We start from the raw sequence: 16,352 nt of genomic DNA on the forward strand, positions 1-16,352 counted from the left end.
GATCCGTCTTGGCAGTAGCCTGAAAATAAGTAGAGGGATGATAAAGGAGCCGCCTCCTTTATGAAACCTCTAACCCTCTGAGTCTGCGGCAAAGTTGCGTCGAAATACGTCACCCTGCAGGTCATTGCACAAAATAGTGACAAAATAATGACGTTAATTGTGCGTTTATTGAGCAGCCGCTGGGGTAGACTGAATGATGTAGTAATGTTGATTGTGGGGGTACAACATATGTTTAAGTTTCCCAAAGGCAGTATTGTGAAACACAAATCGGGAGAGATAAAAGGCGAGGTTGTTAACGTTTTTGAACAGGGAGACGCGCCAACCGGTTATTACGTGAAGTGGGACGATGGTAACCACAGCTATCATCTGGAACAGGAACTCTCCTGGGCCAACGTTGACCGCCCACGAATGCACTATACACAGCAATCGATTAAGTAACACAACCTGAAAAAAGCACCGCGACAGGTGATCCTCAGGGCGGATTATGGAATGATGACGCCCTGGAATAAAAGGAGAGAATGTCGAGACCCCATGTCCGAACAGAGTCGTTATACCCTGCCAGCGAAAGCCGGTGACCATCGTCAACTCGGTCAACTGCCAGGTGCCGCTCAGGCGGTGGAGTGTGCCAGCATCACCGAACGCCATACAGGTCCGGTGCTGATGATTACCCCGGATATGCAATCTGCCCTGCGTCTGCAGGAGGAGATTCGCCAGTTCACCGATCTGCCGGTCAGTAACCTCGCCGACTGGGAAACGCTGCCCTACGACAGCTTCTCGCCCCATCAGGATATTATCTCCGCCCGCCTTTCCACCTTATATCAATTACCGACGCTGACGCATGGCATGCTAATCATGCCGGTAAACACGTTGATGCAACGCGTTTGCCCACACAGTTTTTTGCACGGCCACGCGCTGGTAATGCAGAAAGGCCAGCAGCTCTCGCGTGATGCCCTGCGTGACCAGCTGGAGCAGGCCGGTTACCGCCATGTTGATCAGGTGATGGAGCACGGTGAATACGCCACGCGCGGCGCACTGCTCGACCTGTTCCCGATGGGCAGCGACCAGCCGTACCGCATTGATTTCTTTGATGACGAGATCGACAGCCTGCGCCTGTTTGACGTCGATACCCAGCGCACGCTGGAAGCGGTCGATGCCATCAATCTGTTGCCAGCGCACGAATTTCCCACCGATAAAGCCGCCATTGAACAGTTCCGCAGCCGCTGGCGCGAAACCTTTGATGTGCGCCGGGAACCGGAACACGTTTATCAGCAGGTAAGCAAAGGCACGCTGCCCGCCGGGATTGAGTACTGGCAACCGCTGTTTTTCGAACAGTCATTGTCAACGCTCTTTAGCTATCTGCCCGCTAACACACTGATTATCAATAGCGGCGATCTGGAAAGCAGCGCGCAGCGTTTCTGGCAGGACGTTAATGCTCGCTTCGAAAATCGCCGTATTGACCCGATGCGTCCCCTGCTGGAACCGGTGGCGCTGTGGCTGCGTCCGGATGCGTTGCTGGGTGAGCTGAAAGCCTGGCCGCGTATCCAGTTAAGCCACGAAACACTGCCGGACAAAGCCACCAACACCAATCTCGGCTATCAAGCGCTGCCGGAGTTGACGGTGCAGGCACAGGCAAAAGCACCGCTTGATCTGTTACGCCAGTTCCTCGAACAGTTTACCGGTCCGGTGGTGTTCTCGGTGGAGAGCGAGGGCCGCCGCGAAAGCCTGCAGGAATTACTGGCGCGTATTAAACTGCGCCCGCAGCCAATCACCCGTCTGGCGGACGCCAGCCAGCACGCGCACAGCCTGATGATTGGTGCCAGCGAGCGCGGCTTTATCGATAGCAAACGGCAGCTGGCTTTTATCTGCGAAAGCGATCTGCTGGGCGAACGCGTCAGCCGTCGCCGTCAGGACAATCGTCGCACCATCAACCCGGATGTGCTGATCCGCAACCTGGCGGAGTTGCATCCCGGCCAGCCGGTGGTGCACCTGGAGCACGGCGTGGGACGCTATATCGGCCTCACCACCCTCGAGGCTGGCGGTATCGAAGCAGAATACCTGATGCTGTCCTACGCCGGTGACGCCAAACTTTATGTGCCGGTGTCGTCGCTGCATCTGATCAGCCGTTATGCCGGGGGGGCCGACGAAAACGCACCGTTGCACAAGCTGGGCAGCGATGCCTGGTCACGCGCGCGTCAGAAAGCAGCGGAGAAAGTACGCGATGTAGCGGCGGAATTGCTGGATATCTACGCGCAGCGCGCCGCCAAAGCCGGTTACGCCTTTAAGCACGACCGCGATCAATATCAGCTGTTCTGTGAAGGTTTCCCGTTTGAAACCACGCCAGACCAGGCGCAGGCCATCAATGCCGTGCTGAGCGATATGTGTCAGCCGCTGGCGATGGACCGTCTGGTGTGCGGTGATGTCGGCTTCGGTAAAACCGAAGTGGCGATGCGCGCCGCGTTTCTGGCGGTGGAAAACGGCAAACAGGTGGCGGTGCTGGTGCCCACCACCCTGCTGGCGCAGCAGCATTACGATAACTTCCGCGATCGCTTCGCCAACTGGCCGGTGCGTATTGAGATGTTGTCCCGCTTCCGCAGCGCGAAAGAACAAAACCAGATCCTCGAACAGGCGTCAGAAGGCAAAGTGGATATTCTGATCGGCACCCATAAGCTGCTGATGAGTGACCTGAAATGGCACGATCTCGGCCTGTTGATTGTCGATGAAGAACACCGTTTCGGTGTGCGCCATAAGGAGCGTATCAAAGCGATGCGTGCCGATGTTGATATTCTGACCCTCACCGCCACCCCGATCCCGCGAACCCTGAATATGGCGATGAGCGGCATGCGCGATCTGTCAATTATCGCCACGCCACCGGCACGCCGTCTGGCGGTGAAAACCTTTGTACGTGAGTTTGACAGCCTGGTGGTGCGTGAGGCGATCCTGCGTGAAGTGCTGCGTGGCGGCCAGGTATACTACCTGTTCAACGACGTTGAAAACATTGAAAAAGCCGCCCAGCGCCTGGCGGAACTGGTGCCGGAAGCACGCATCGCCATCGGTCACGGTCAAATGCGTGAGCGCGACCTGGAACGGGTGATGAATGATTTCCACCATCAACGTTTTAACGTGCTGGTATGCACCACCATTATCGAAACCGGTATCGACGTGCCGAGCGCTAATACCATCATCATCGAACGCGCCGACCATTTTGGCCTGGCGCAGCTGCACCAGTTACGTGGTCGTGTGGGCCGCTCGCACCATCAGGCTTACGCCTGGTTGCTGACACCGCATCCCAAAGCCATGACCACCGATGCGCAGAAGCGGCTGGAAGCCATCGCTTCTCTGGAAGATTTGGGTGCCGGTTTTGCCCTGGCGACCCACGATCTGGAGATCCGCGGTGCCGGGGAATTGCTGGGTGAAGATCAGAGCGGCCAGATGGAAACCATCGGCTTCACGCTGTATATGGAGCTGCTGGAAAGCGCGGTTGACGCGCTGAAGGCCGGGCGCGAGCCGTCGCTGGAAGATCTTACCAGCAACCAGACGGAGATCGAGATGCGTATGCCCGCTCTGCTGCCGGATGACTTCATCCCCGATGTGAACACGCGCCTGTCGTTGTACAAACGCATCGCCAGCGCCGGTGATGATGGCGAGCTGGCCGAGCTGAAAGTGGAGATGATTGATCGTTTCGGCAGCTTACCCGATGCGGCACGTAACCTGCTGGATATCGCCGCGCTGCGTTTAGTGGCACGCGAACTGGGAGTACGACGCATTGAGGCCAGCGAAAAAGGCGGCTTCTTTGAATTCGCCCCGCAGAATCATGTCGATCCTGGCTGGCTGATTGGTCTGCTGCAAAAAGACCCGAAACAATGGAAGCTGGATGGTCCGACGCGCCTGAAATTCACCCGTGATTTAGCCGAACGCAAGTCGCGTATGGACTGGGTGCAAAAGTTCGTTGGCGATCTGGCGAATCATCGCGTGTAGACACCTTACTCTGACGTAATGGCGCGATTTATCGCGCCTTTTTTCTCTGTGTTGGATAATTATTCGGTTCCTGACTATCTTTGCATGAGTCCATTTTTTACCAGAGTGGCTTTATGCTTTTTCGCAAGGAAGTCAGCGAACATTTGCAGTCGCGCTACGCAGGCCCTGTTCTGCTGTTAACCGGCTGGCCGGTGTGGATAACGTTATTCGTCACCTCGATTCTGCTCGCCAGCCTGCTGCTTTTCCTGTGGCTGGGCAGCTATACGCGACGGGCCAGCGTCAGTGGCGAAGTGATCACCTGGCCGCACACCATCAACCTTTTCGCGCCGGAACAAGGCGTGATTTCCCGCCTGCTGGTCTCCACCGGCCAGGTGGTCAGCGCCGGTACCCCGCTGTATGCGCTGGATATCAGCCGCGTCTCTCCCTCCGGCAATCTCAGCGCCACCACGCGGGCATTGCTGATCCAACAGCAGCAACAAATGGACGACATGGTGCGCCAGCTGGAGCAAAACCGCCGCGCGACACTCACCACCGTTCAGCAGCAGCTTGACCAGTTACGCAACGCCCGACAGCAAACCCAGAAGATGGTGGACTCAGCCACGGCAGGGCTCGACGTGATGCGCAGCAGCATGAACGACTATAGCCGGTTTATCCGCAAGGGACTGATCACCACCGACCAGCAAAACAATCAACGTTATCTTTTTTACCAGCAGCTTAGCGTGTGGCACAGCCTGAATTCTCAGCGGGTGCAACAGGATATGCAGATCGCCGATCTTCTCAGCCAGCAGGTCACCCGTGCCGCTGATTTTGATGGGCAGCTGGCGCAGTACCACATTCGTCAGGCCGACATCGCACGTCAGTTGGCAGAAGCCGATGCCGGTAGCGAACGCCTGATTACCGCCCCCGCAGCGGGACGCATTTCATCGCTGAGCGTGACGGCAGGACAGATGGTCAGTGATGGCGATAGCCTGGCGCAGCTGGTGCCTGCCGGAGACGACACACCGAGTCTCATTATCTGGCTCCCCAACGACAGCGTGCCCTATATCAAACCGGGCGACACGATAAACATCAGCTATGCCGCGTATCCAGCGGAAAAATATGGCCAGTTTCCGGGCAAGGTGCTGTCAGTGTCCGCCGCGCCAGTGCCGCTACAGGAACTCAACAGCTACGGCAGCGCGCCCCGCTTAGCGAACGGGCAGCTTGCAGGCGCATGGTTTAAAGCCAGTGTGGCGCTGAATCAGCGAGGTTTGCGCTGGCAGGGCGAAAATCTGCCGCTGGCCAGCGGTATGCAATTGCAGGCCACGGTCTTCCTCGAAAAGCGTCCGCTGTACCAGTGGATGCTGTCTCCCTATTACTTCCTGAAAAACAGCATAACGGGGCCAGTCAGTGACCAACGGTGAAATGAAGGAGCTGTTCTCCCGTCTGCATATCAGCCTGCGTCGTCGCATGCCGGTGATCCTGCAAACGGAAGCCGCTGAATGCGGCCTGGCTTGCCTGGCAATGATCGCTCGCTGGTATCGATTGCCCGCAGACCTGCGTTTGTTACGTCAGCACTCGGGCATCTCCTCGCGGGGGGCCACCCTGCGTACGGTGATCGACACCGCGGCAGCCGCCGGTATGAAATCGCGCGCGTTGCGTCTGGAAATGGATAATCTCCGTGCGCTCAAGCTGCCCTGTATTCTGCACTGGGACCTCAACCATTTTGTGGTACTGGTGGCGGTACGACGTAATCGCGTGGTGATTCACGATCCGGCAGCCGGTCATCGCGTCCTCGGCATGCAGGAGGTTTCGCTGCATTTTACCGGTGTGGCGCTGGAACTCTGGCCGACAGGGGATGTACCACAAGGCGCCCCACCCCGCCCCCGTCTTTCCCTCTGGTCGCTGACCGGACGCATTGCCGGCCTGAGCACCACCCTCATCAAACTGTTTTGCTTCTCCATGCTGGTGGAATCCGCCAGCCTGCTGCTACCCGTCGGTATGCAAATGGTGCTGGATCATGCCATTCCGGCCAGTGATACCGGCTTGCTGACGCTGATTTGCCTGGGACTGTTGTTTTTTGTGCTGTTCCGCACCGCCGTCAGTGCGCTGCGCGGCTGGACATCGCTGGTGATGAGCACGCTGATCAGTGTGCAGGGCAAGGCCAGGTTGTTTGACCATTTGCTGGCGCTGCCAACCGAATGGTTTGAAAAGCGCAAACTGGGGGATGTTCAGTCTCGCTTCACCTCGCTGGAGACGTTGCAAACCACCCTGACCAGCAATGTGGTCAGCGGCATCATGGACGGCATCATGTCCGTGGGATTGATGATTATGATGCTGCTGTATGGCGGGAGCTTGTTATGGGTGGTACTGGCCTTCACCCTGCTGTGGTGCCTGTTCCGGCTGGGTACCTATCGTGCCTGGCGGCAGGCCTCTGAGGAGCAGATCGTCCGCAATGCCCGTTCCGGCTCGCATTTTATGGAGTCGCTTTACGGTATCCACACCATTAAGGCGCTGGGATTGCCTGCGCTCCGGGCGCAGCACTGGCTTAATCTGAATATCGAAAACGCCAATGCCACGATAAGCAAAACACGCTATGAAATGCTGTTTGCCGGTGGTAACAATCTGATCGCCACGTTGCAGCAAATCACCCTGTTGTGGCTCGGGGCCAGTGCGGTGATTGCCGGGGATATGACGCTGGGGATGTTTGTCGCGTTCAGTACCTATCGCGGGCAATTTTCTGACCGCACCGCCAGCCTGCTGGAAACGTTGCTCCAGTTACGTATGCTGTCATTGCATAAGGATCGCGTGGCGGATATTGTGCTGGCCGAACCGGAAACCCCCGTCGGCGAGCCCGTTCATCCGTTGCTCAGCCACGGCGAACCCGCTGCACTCGCGGTTAAAGGACTGTCTTTTCAATATGATCCTTTCAGCCCCCTGCTGTTCAGCGACGTCAATCTGGCGATTGATGCCGGGGAGTGCGTGGCCATCACTGGGCCTTCCGGCAGAGGGAAGACCACGCTTCTCAAAATGATGGCCGGTCTGCTCAAACCCAGCGCCGGGGAAATTTATGTCAATGGCATCAATATCCGCACCAGTGGCGTGGCGAACTGGCAGGCCTGCATCGCCTGCGTATTGCAGGAGGATACGCTGCTGGCCGGATCCGTAGCGGAAAATATCTGCGCGTTTGATACCCAGCCAGACGAGGAGTGGATCAAAGCCTGCGCCAGTCTCAGCCAAATCCATGATGATATTCTGGCGATGCCGATGGGCTATCAGACGCTGATCAGTGAACTGGGCAGCAGCCTCTCCGGCGGACAGAAGCAGCGACTGCTGATTGCCCGCGCGTTATATCGTCGGCCTCAGGTGTTATTCCTCGATGAAGCCACCAGCCACCTCGATGTGGATAATGAGACACGAATAAATGCCGCCATCCGGGCGTTGAATATTACCCGCGTGATGATTGCCCATCGGCCATCCACGATAGCCTCGGCAGACCGGGTGATTGATATGGCAACCTGGCCGACAGGGAAATAAATTATTCAGGTGATCTCTGAGTTTTTCCCTGAATAGTTGTTCCCTCAGCGCCACTTATATCGAAACGGCTGGACCTGAATTAAAATTTATTTTTATTAATACAGCAAAGAGTTATATGTCGTAACAACTATTTTTTCAGTACCATCTTTTAATCCAGAGAATGCCGTCTATCCTGAATATGAGGCTTTTAAATATGAAAGCCGATTCCTGAAGATCGTTATTATCCAGTCCACCATTTTGACAATCTGGAGTCTGACTATGAACGAATCAATGCGTGAGCTATCTGAACAGGAAATTTCACAAGTTAGTGGCGGAGCACTTTCTATTCCTGGCGTCGCTGATGTGAGTGGCACCATAGGTGGCCTCACCACGACGATTACTGGCCTGCTTGGCTCTGTCCTGAGTACCGTTGGCGGAGTGGTTAGTGGTCTTGGCGCAACCCTGAGCGGGTTGACCAATAATTCAGGTATCTGATTTATAATAAAATCAATTATCTGTCAAAGCCTCAGGGATGAGGCGTAAATATATAAAACTCCCGCCATTCAATATTAAAAATAACCCCACCACCACCCCGAAAAATAAAAACACCCATAGCACCAGAACGTCGATAAAAACCAATCTGTTTTTTAAGCCATCATTTGACGAAAGGCGTCAATAATATTTACGCATTCCCGCCATCACGCGAGACAGAATATGAAAAAGGCAGCCTTAAAGGCTGCCTTTACGCTGTGAAATGTCTTTGCCCAATCAGGCCTGATTCGAATTCAGGATTAGCTGACCATTACGGTCGAGCGGAATGCGGGTGCCAGGGTCTTTTTCCATACGGATTTTGCCCTGCTGGTCACCTATTTTATAGGTCACATCATAACCCAGCATTTTGTCCTGTTTGTCATACACCGTTTTACAACGCTGTTCTGTGGTGGTGTAGGTATCACGATCCTGCATACCTGCCTGCACCTGGTTACCGGCGTAACCCCCTGCCAGAGCGCCTGCCACCGTCGCCACACTGCGGCCACGTCCGCCACCAAACTGGTGACCCAGCACACCACCCGCTACCGCGCCCAGCACCGAACCGGTCAGACGGTTCTCATCCTGTACCGGACGACGATGGGTGAGGGTCACGTTGCGACATTCCTGTCGCGGCTGCTTGATACTCTCTTTGATCGGTGTCGCTGAGAGCACCTGAGCATATTGCGGGCCACGGTCAAAGACATCCATGCTGGCAACAGCAGCAACACCTAAGGCCGCCGCTACGCCGATACCGATACCCGCTAACATTGATTTGTTCACAGGAATGTCCTCCTGAAAAGTTGTTACCGCGCAATCCTGCCGCGCACAGCATCCTGTGCAGCTGGGACATAACCGGCGTGCGCGACGCGCCGTGTCTGTTGAGATAAGTTTTACAGATGGCCCGATTTTGCAACATCAGATTAATGGAGGAAACGCAGCGCAAAGCCGCCAGGGCCAGCTTTTCAGAGAGTTCTGAGAGCAGCGGAAACCGCCCTCTTCCATCAGACAGGCTTATGTTTTTTCAATAGGTTAAGGTGGATACAGCGAGGATCGGGCGGCAAACGCCGCCCGGAATACATCAGTGCAACTTGAGGCGTGGGCGCAGTACGCGGTTGAGGCTACCCACCAGCATCATCAGACCGGTTTTGAAATAACCGTGGAGCGCAATCTGGTGCATACGATACAGGGAAATGTAGACGAAACGGGCAATACGTCCTTCCACCATCATTGATCCACGCATCAGGTTACCCATCAGGCTGCCGACAGTACTGAAGCGCGACAGCGACACCAGTGAACCATGATCTTTGTAGACATAGGCCTTCAGCGGCTTGCCTTTCATCTGGGCAAGGATATTTTCCAGCGCCAGTGACGCCATCTGATGTGCCGACTGCGCACGCGGTGGTACGAAGCCACCGGACGGCAGTGCGCAGGAAGCGCAGTCACCGATGGCATAAATGTCCTCATCACGCGAGGTTTGCAGCGTATCTTTCACCACCAGCTGATTGATACGGTTGGTTTCCAGCCCGCCAATCTCTTTCATAAAGTCTGGTGCTTTGATACCCGCGGCCCACACCATCAAATCGGCGGCAATAAATTCGCCACCTTTGGTATTCAGGCCGTTAGCATCGGCACTGGTCACCATGGTCTGCGTTAACACGCGGACACCAAGTTTGGTCAGTTCATGATGCGCTGCTGCCGAGATACGCGGTGGCAACGCAGGCAGAATACGCTCGCCCGCTTCCACCAGTGTCACGTTCAGCGCCGAGTTATCCAGCCCTTTGTAACCGTAGCTATGCAGCTGTTTCACCGCGTTGTGCAGCTCCGCCGACAGTTCAACGCCGGTCGCGCCACCACCAACAATCGCGATGTTCACTTTATCCAGACGGCCTTCGCTGGCCGAGAATTTCAGGAACAGATTCAGCATTTCATTGTGGAAACGACGTGCCTGATGCGGGTTATCGAGGAAAATGCAGTGATCTTTCACGCCCGGCGTACCGAAATCATTCGAGGTGCTGCCCAGCGCCATCACCAGCGTGTCATACGCCAGCTCACGCTGCGGGACCAATACTTCACCTTCGGGGTCGAGAATTTCGGCCAGCCCGATGGTTTTGTTATCGCGGTTAATCTGGGTCAGTGAACCCAGCTGGAACTGGAAACCGTGGTTACGCGCATGCGCCAGATAGCTGAGCGCATCAATTCCTTCGTCCATCGATCCGGTGGCAACTTCATGCAGCAGCGGTTTCCACAAATGGCTGTGGTTACGATCAACCAGAATAATCTCGGCTTTCTTTTTCCGGCCCAGCTTATGTCCGAGCTGGGTGGCCAGCTCTAAGCCGCCGGCACCACCGCCGACAATAACGATTTTTTTCATAGATGTAGTCAACAAAGACCCCCTCAAAGTTGTAAACCAAAAGTTAATTAATGGTTACTAAAAACCTTAATAAACATAGGGTTGGCGAAGTTAAATCGCGAGCTGGGGGCAGAATATCATGGCGGGATCGGGATATCACAACAAAATTGATGTACATCAATCTTTCAGTGGCATTATCAGAATGTTACATAAACATTGCGCCGCAGAACGCGGCGCAGGCAGAATTAACCCAATGTTTTGAAGGCTTTGATCCGCTGAAGATGCGGTGCGATATTCCTGAATTTATGGCTGGCCTCTTCATCCCAGACAATTTCATAGAAATGGTGCAACGCTGCGGCGCTGCGTTGATTATCCAGCGCTTCATCGTGGCGTGACAGAATCGCCAGGCAATGGTCGCAATTCTTTTCGCGGAAGTTACTCACGCATTTGGTGGCGATATCAACATACTCTTCCGGGCGATCAATTTTGCCCTCCATGTTTTCTTCGGGAAACAGGTTGGGATTAAGGATCACCTGGCGGATACCACAGAGAAAACCGATGCGCTCGGCCCAGTAGCCACCCAGCCCGACACCACAAATCAGCGGTCGCGGATCGGCAGCCTGCTGCAACAACTTGTCAGACTCCTTCAGCAGAAACTGCATATCATGCTTCGGGTGGAGCGTGCTGTAACTGATCAGCCTGACGTCCGGGTCAATAAACTGCAGTTGCAGCACCTTTTCATGGTTGCCCGGACTGCTTGAATCAAAACCGTGCAAATAGATGATCATGATTATCCTCAGCGTGGTGAACGTTCCGGGCAGTGGCGTTATCTGCCCGACGCTTTATGTGCCAGCCAGCGGCTTTGCAGCTCGCTCAGCTGGCGCTGATTCTGCTGCCAGCGGGTACTTTCCTGCAGGCTTTGACGCGTGAATCGTCCCTGATGGTATAACTGTGCCACCCGCGTCGCCCCGATCGGGGTCAAATTATCCAGCACACTGATGGCACCCTGGCGGTGATTACACACCAGAATCATATCGCATCCGGCATTTAGAGACTGCTGCGCGCGCTCGGCATAGCTTCCCATCACCGCGGCACCTTCCATCGACAGATCGTCGGAGAAAATCACCCCGTCAAAACCCAGTTCGTTACGCAATACCGTTTTCAGCCAGTAGGGTGAGCCGCTGGCAGGCAGTGGATCCACCTGAGTATAGATAACGTGGGCAGGCATCACTGCATCCAGCGCGCGCTCGTCAATCAGTTGCTGAAAGATCGCCATATCATGCTGACGCAGAGTCGCGGCATCGCGCGGGTCGCGCGGTGTCTCTTTGTGCGAATCGGCACTCACCGCGCCATGGCCGGGGAAATGTTTGCCGGTGGTTTTCATGCCCGCTTCGTGCATCCCGGCGATAAAGCGCCGCGCGACCTGCAAAGCCATCACCGGATCGGTATGGAAAGAACGATCGCCGATGGCTGCGCTGATATGCCCAATGTCCAGCACCGGCGCAAAACTGATGTCGATATCCATCGCAATCATCTCGGCCGCCATTTGCCAGCCTGCCTGCTGCGCCAGTTCACCGGCGGCGGGCAGCTCGTGCAGCGCAGCAAAAGATTGCATCGCCGGTAAGGTGGTGAAGCCATCACGAAAACGCTGTACACGCCCCCCTTCCTGATCCACTGCCACCACCAGCCGGGTATGGGATGCCACGCGAATTTGGCGCACCAGCTCAGCCAGCTGTGCCGGATCATGGTAGTTACGGGCAAACAGAATCAGGCCGCCCACCAGCGGATGTTGCAGAATTTCCCGTTCTTCGGCATCGAGTTCATAGCTCTCGACATCCAGCATCAGCGGTCCGGGTGTATTCATCGTCATAACATCAATCCTGTAGCGCGAATGAAGCGCGCGATATTAAAGGTCTTGCCAGCTGGCGCGAGCCAGTTGCTGTAAAGTTTCATCCTGGGTCTGCTCGGCACGCAGTTGATACCAGCTGGCCATCAACAGGTGCAGCCAGGGTTGCCAGCGACGAATTTGCTGCTGCAACCGGGCTGGTGCCAGTTGCATGGTCTGGGCATAGGCCGCGACCCATTCTGTCTGCTGATGAGGATCGACCGCGCAAATGGCCGCCAGTTCCAGCGCCACATCGCCATCCGCCGCATATTCCCAGTCAATCAGGCGCAGCCCGTCCGTGGTGACAACCAGATTGCCCGCATGGACATCCATATGAATCGGCGCGAGGCGCAACGGATGCGGCTCACCCACCGCCATCAGGCGCTGCAAACGACGCTGCCAGCGCCAGTGTTTGTGCTGGCACAGCTGCCAGTAACGTTGTAACAGCGGCGTCAGGGTCAGACGATACCCGGTCAGCGGTTGCTGGTGCAGACGTTGCAGCAACGCCACCACTGCCGTCCGCTGCTGGCTGAAGGCGGATACCGGCAGCATCTCACCCGGCAGCCACTCCAGCAACAGCCAGGGATCGCGCCAGCCAAAGGGACGCGGAGCCAGCTGCGAAACCTGTAACTTTTGCAGCAGACGGTATTCACGCTGACGCTCAACAAACGGAATCGCTGCCTGTGGTGCACGTCGCGCCAGTAACGTCCCCTGCTCGCTGGTGATACGCGCACTCTGTCCGCTCAGCCCCGGCAGCGTGAAAAAATGACCGGCAGCTTGCGCCGTCGGCCATTGTTGCTGAATCAGATATTGCAGCTGTGGATCAGGGTTGTGCGACACCGTTACCTGACCAGATAATTTCGCCGGTCTGCACCAGCATCAGCAGCATCTGAATCGTCGGCGTTTTCACATCGCCCTGCGCGGTGCTGTACAACACGTATTGCGCATTGACGTTGCGCGCCAGGCCCATCGCCTTGCTGCGTGAGTTCAGGCTATCGTCAGCCGACAAACCCAGCGCTTGCTTCGCCTGAGTCAGCTGTTGCGGCGTCACCAGCGTGAATTTGCCGTTATTCGCCAGGGCATTCTGGATCGCATCGGTGGCGTTATCAGATTGCAGCGAACCATTGGTGTTATTTTTCATCCGATCCACCAGCAGCACACTACCCGGATTCACCCCGGCCGATTGCACCATATTGGCAATCAACGGCTGCACACTGGCGTTCCAGTTGATGGTTTTCAACTTCGGCGGCTGTGGCACGGTTTGCGGTGGCTGTTGCGGCGGCGTCGGCGGCGGAACAGGTTGGGTCGGCGTGGTCGGTGTGGTGGGTTCCACCGGGGCCGGGGTTTGCTGTTTTATCACACAGCCGGTCAGCATCAGCGCAAATAACAGCGCGCTGGAACGTTGTAAACTGCGAATCACGGATTACTCCTCAGAGATAAAGATAGAGACGCACCTTGCTGGCGGTCGGATTACCGATTTGCGAAGCCGCTTCAATGCTGCCATGCGCGGGTACCGTCAGCGTTTGCGCCGGTTCGCGCGGGGTGATTTCCAGCCCCTTGTCGTCATACCAGTAATAACGATAATGCAGGGTAACCGGCGTTTCGCGTTGATTATAGAGCACGCTCGACGCTCGCAACTGCCCATCACGCGAGGCCAGGGTTGGCTCATCGGTAATAATGCCTGCGGACAGCACCGACGCTTCCATCACCAGCGACTGCGAAGTATTGATCATCGGCTTGTCACTGCTGCAGCCCGCAAGGGTCAGCAATAACAGGCCGCTCAGCCATTGACGCATAGCAAGGTCCGCCTGAGGGTTAGCCAGCCAGCATCGGTCCAAGCGGTTTGCCGCCCAGCAGATGCATATGGATGTGGTAAACCTCCTGGCCGCCGTGGCGGTTGCAATTCATGATCAGGCGATAGCCATCTTCGGCGATCCCCTCGTCACGGGCAATTTTGGCCGCAACGGTGATCATGCGCCCCAGCGCCTGCTCGTGTGCGGCCTGCGCATCGTTGGCAGTGGGGATTAAAACGTTAGGGATGATCAGAATATGAGTGGGCGCTTTGGGTGCGATATCGCGGAAGGCGGTGACCAGTTCGTCCTGATAAACCACGTCGGCGGGAATTTCGCGACGGATGATTTTACTGAAAATGGTTTCTTCAGCCATGATGCATTTCCTTAAACCTGGAGTTCAGTCAGGCAGTATGCGGGAGGAATTCTGCTTCTTTCAACCTCAGGACCACTTTTCTTACATTAAATGGCTGCGTTTACACCACTTTTTGCTTCCTGCTCACCGTGATGTGGCCTGCTTCGCATTTCTGACAAATCCCCCACCAAAAAATGAAACGCTGTTTTATAAATTAGATTTATCACGGCTGTTTCTTTGCGATTTTGCCACTTGTGCAGACAACCTTGCCAAATCACGAAGGTTTGGCACGTCTTCCCGCTCTACTTTCTAACCAATCCGAGCCAGTTGTCCGGAGTGATGAGGGATGTACACCACATTTGTCTCAGGGAGAACCTGCAATGCGCTCTCGTAAGATTGGTCTGGGCCACTACCTGGCCTATGGTTCCGGGGATTTTCTCGGTGCTGGCACCACGGCGTTAACCGCTGCCTGGCTGCTTTACTTCTACACCACGTTTTGTGGGCTGACGCCCATTGAAGCAACCTTTATCTTTGCGACCGCCCGCGTGCTGGATGCACTGGTCAGTCCGCTAATGGGCTTCCTGACCGACAATTTTGGTTCGACATGGCTTGGTAAACGCTTTGGCCGCCGCAAGTTCTTTATCCTGCTGGGTATCCCCTGCGTCTTCAGCTATAGCCTGATGTGGATAGCCGATATGCATTTCTGGTGGTATCTGCTGACCTATCTGCTGTTCGACATCGTCTACACCATGATTCTGGTGCCTTATGAAACGCTGGTGCCGGAGATGACCGATGATTTTAAACAGAAAACCCGCTTTTCCGGTGCGCGCATCGCGCTGGCACAGTTGTCTGCTATTCTGGCGGCGTTTCTGCCCGGCATTCTGATCGGCGGGTTCGGCAAAGACAACCCACTGTCATTCTTCTATGCCAGCCTGGTGTTTTCGGTGATTTGCGCGCTGGTACTGACGCTGGTGTGGCGTTTTACCTGGGAGCGGCACCCGCAGGACTTCTCCGCAGAATCGCTACGTGCCGAACAGGAAAAAGCGCAACTTACTCTGCTGCAAAGCCTGAAGCGGCTGTATATCGAACTTGCCTCAACGCTGCGCATTCGACTCTTTCGCCAGCATCTTGGCATGTACCTCGGCGGCTATATCGCACAGGACGTGTTTAACGCGGTTTTTACCTGGTACGTGGTGTTTGTGCTGATGCAAAGCGCGCAAATCGCCTCCAGCCTGATGGGCACCATGGCGGTGCTGCAATTTATTGCGGTAATGGGGATGATTCCGCTGTGCATCCGTCTGGGACCGGCCCCAGCCTACCGTCTGGTGGTGGTGCTGTTCGGCCTTAGCGCCCTCTCCTATGCCGCGCTGTGGTACGCCGGGATGAACAACAGCATGACGCTGCTGGTGCTGATTTCCGGCCTGGCCGGGCTGGGGCGTGGCGGCATCAACTATGTTCCCTGGAATACCTACACCTATATCGCTGACGTGGATGAAGTGATCACCGGCCAGCGACGTGAAGGTATTTTTGCTGGCATTATGACCCTGACGCGTAAAGCGTCCCAGGCCGGTGCCGTGATGCTGGTCGGCATCGTGTTGCAACTGGCGGGTTTTGTCTCCGGTCAGACCCTCCAGATCCCGGCAGTGGGTCATACCATCCTGGCGATCCTCAGCATTGGTACCGTCTGCGTGCTCACCTGCGGATTTCTGGTGTCGTTGCGCTTTAAACTCAATCTGCATACCCACACGGTGCTGCGCGCCGAGACGCTGAAGATGCGCGAAGCCGGACGCGTGGTGCCGGAACGCATCACCCCGGAAGCGCGCGAGATTGTCGAAACTCTCGCCGGTATGCCTTACGAGTATCTGTGGGGCAACAACAACGTGGGCTACCTCAATCGCCACCAACCCGCTGCACCCCCCTTACCCCGTAAGCAGGGCACATTGCATCCCCTGCCTGCCTCTTCAAAACGATAGG

The 16,352-nt window shown here is 55.9% G+C and carries 14 protein-coding genes; 6 read left to right on the plus strand and 8 right to left on the minus strand.

What is annotated here, in order from left to right:
- Window positions 1-228: 228 nt before the first annotated feature.
- From RCF31_RS05255 to RCF31_RS05275, 5 genes are all read left to right on the plus strand, one after another.
- Complete coding sequence (locus RCF31_RS05255; protein ID WP_208714659.1) at window positions 229-438, plus strand: hypothetical protein; 210 nt, start codon at window positions 229-231, stop codon at window positions 436-438.
- Between the two features lie 93 nt (window positions 439-531).
- Window positions 532-3,975: a transcription-repair coupling factor gene (gene mfd / locus RCF31_RS05260; RefSeq protein WP_416412718.1), complete on the plus strand. Its 3,444-nt coding sequence runs from the start codon at window positions 532-534 to the stop codon at window positions 3,973-3,975.
- Window positions 3,976-4,088: 113 nt separating this feature from the next.
- On the plus strand, window positions 4,089-5,375 hold the full coding sequence (locus tag RCF31_RS05265; RefSeq protein WP_416412719.1) for an HlyD family secretion protein: 1,287 nt from the start codon (window positions 4,089-4,091) through the stop codon (window positions 5,373-5,375).
- Window positions 5,362-7,488: a peptidase domain-containing ABC transporter gene (locus tag RCF31_RS05270; RefSeq protein WP_416412721.1), complete on the plus strand. Its 2,127-nt coding sequence runs from the start codon at window positions 5,362-5,364 to the stop codon at window positions 7,486-7,488. Before RCF31_RS05265 ends, RCF31_RS05270 begins: the two co-directional genes overlap by 14 nt.
- A gap of 258 nt (window positions 7,489-7,746) precedes the next feature.
- On the plus strand, window positions 7,747-7,962 hold the full coding sequence (locus tag RCF31_RS05275; RefSeq protein WP_299452098.1) for a hypothetical protein: 216 nt from the start codon (window positions 7,747-7,749) through the stop codon (window positions 7,960-7,962).
- Window positions 7,963-8,235: 273 nt separating this feature from the next.
- Here the strand turns inward: RCF31_RS05275 and RCF31_RS05280 are convergent, their stop codons facing one another.
- From RCF31_RS05280 to hinT, 8 genes are all read right to left on the minus strand, one after another.
- Window positions 8,236-8,778, minus strand: a complete 543-nt coding sequence (locus RCF31_RS05280; protein WP_084873904.1) for a glycine zipper 2TM domain-containing protein — start codon at window positions 8,776-8,778, stop codon at window positions 8,236-8,238.
- 298 nt (window positions 8,779-9,076) lie between these two features.
- Complete coding sequence (locus RCF31_RS05285) at window positions 9,077-10,381, minus strand: NAD(P)/FAD-dependent oxidoreductase (protein ID WP_299452089.1); 1,305 nt, start codon at window positions 10,379-10,381, stop codon at window positions 9,077-9,079.
- A 212-nt stretch (window positions 10,382-10,593) separates the two neighbouring features.
- Window positions 10,594-11,136 carry an alpha/beta hydrolase YcfP gene (gene ycfP, locus RCF31_RS05290; RefSeq protein ID WP_416412722.1) on the minus strand — a complete coding sequence of 181 codons (543 nt, stop codon included), beginning with the start codon at window positions 11,134-11,136 and terminating at the stop codon, window positions 10,594-10,596.
- Window positions 11,137-11,174: 38 nt separating this feature from the next.
- Window positions 11,175-12,218 (minus strand): beta-N-acetylhexosaminidase, encoded by a 1,044-nt coding sequence (nagZ, locus tag RCF31_RS05295; protein ID WP_416412724.1) that lies wholly within the window; start codon window positions 12,216-12,218, stop codon window positions 11,175-11,177.
- Between the two features lie 36 nt (window positions 12,219-12,254).
- On the minus strand, window positions 12,255-13,073 hold the full coding sequence (gene thiK, locus RCF31_RS05300) for a thiamine kinase (protein ID WP_416412726.1): 819 nt from the start codon (window positions 13,071-13,073) through the stop codon (window positions 12,255-12,257).
- Window positions 13,057-13,653 (minus strand): penicillin-binding protein activator LpoB, encoded by a 597-nt coding sequence (gene lpoB, locus RCF31_RS05305; protein ID WP_299452079.1) that lies wholly within the window; start codon window positions 13,651-13,653, stop codon window positions 13,057-13,059. The genes thiK and lpoB overlap by 17 nt, the downstream gene beginning before the upstream one ends.
- 10 nt (window positions 13,654-13,663) lie before the next feature.
- On the minus strand, window positions 13,664-14,029 hold the full coding sequence (locus tag RCF31_RS05310; RefSeq protein ID WP_084873898.1) for a YcfL family protein: 366 nt from the start codon (window positions 14,027-14,029) through the stop codon (window positions 13,664-13,666).
- Between the two features lie 19 nt (window positions 14,030-14,048).
- The gene (gene hinT / locus RCF31_RS05315) at window positions 14,049-14,399 is read right to left on the minus strand and encodes a purine nucleoside phosphoramidase (protein WP_084873897.1); all 351 of its coding nucleotides are present in this window, start codon (window positions 14,397-14,399) and stop codon (window positions 14,049-14,051) included.
- A gap of 359 nt (window positions 14,400-14,758) precedes the next feature.
- Between hinT and RCF31_RS05320 the strand changes: the two genes are divergently transcribed.
- Window positions 14,759-16,351, plus strand: coding sequence for an MFS transporter (locus RCF31_RS05320; protein ID WP_416412729.1), 1,593 nt, complete (start codon window positions 14,759-14,761; stop codon window positions 16,349-16,351).
- Window position 16,352 lies beyond the last annotated feature (1 nt).

Origin of the sequence: Pantoea sp. App145 (genome assembly GCF_047947045.1) — a bacterium.
Taxonomy (GTDB): domain Bacteria; phylum Pseudomonadota; class Gammaproteobacteria; order Enterobacterales; family Enterobacteriaceae; genus Pantoea.